Source organism: Streptomyces sp. SID486 (assembly GCF_009865385.1).
Taxonomy (GTDB): Bacteria; Actinomycetota; Actinomycetes; order Streptomycetales; family Streptomycetaceae; genus Streptomyces.
On the sequence record NZ_WWJT01000041.1, the window covers coordinates 1 to 923 of the forward strand.

Annotated in this window: 1 protein-coding gene; it reads left to right on the plus strand. The window is 67.8% G+C overall.

Annotation, left to right across the window (positions count from 1 at the left end):
• Positions 1-923: amino acid adenylation domain-containing protein (locus GT045_RS01960; protein WP_161333086.1), on the plus strand; the 923-nt coding region annotated here is incomplete at both ends.

Below are 923 nucleotides of genomic sequence, written 5' to 3' on the forward strand. Positions count from 1 at the left end.
TCGTCGTGGACCACGTCGAGTGGGACGGCAAGGACCACCCCGCACCCCGCACCACCGTCCACCCCGACGACGCCGCCTACATCATGTACACCTCCGGATCCACCGGAACCCCCAAAGGCATCACCACCACCCACCGCAACATCACCACCCTCGCCCTCGACCCCCGCTTCGACCCCCACACACACCAACGCGTCCTCCACCACTCCCCCACCGCCTTCGACGCCTCCACCTACGAAATCTGGGTCCCCCTCCTCAACGGCAACACCCTCATCACCGCACCCCCCGGCAACCTCGACATCCCCACCCTCCACCACACCATCACCACCCACCACATCACCGCCCTCTGGCTCACCAGCTCCCTCTTCACCCTCCTCACCGAACACTCCCCCCACACCCTCCAACACGTCCACCAACTCTGGACCGGCGGCGAAGCCGTCCCCACCACCACCGTCCAACACATCCACACCACCTGCCCCCACCTCACCGTCACCGACGGCTACGGCCCCACCGAAACCACCACCTTCGCCACCCACCACACCACCAACCCCACCCACCCCCACACCGGACCCACCACACCCATCGGCCACCCCATGGCCAACACCCGCACCTACATCCTCGACCCCCACCTCCAACCCGTCCCCCCCGGCACCACCGGCGAGCTCTACATCGCCGGCACCCACCTCGCCCGCGGCTACCACCACCAACCCACCCTCACCGCCCAACGCTTCACCGCCGACCCCTACGCCCCCACACCCGGCCAACGCATGTACCGCACCGGCGACCTCGCCCGCCACAACACCCACGGCGACCTCGAATTCGTCGGCCGCACCGACCACCAAGTCAAGATCCGCGGCTTCCGCATCGAACCCGGCGAGATCGAACAAACCCTCACCGACCACCCCCACATCACCCAAGCAGCGGTC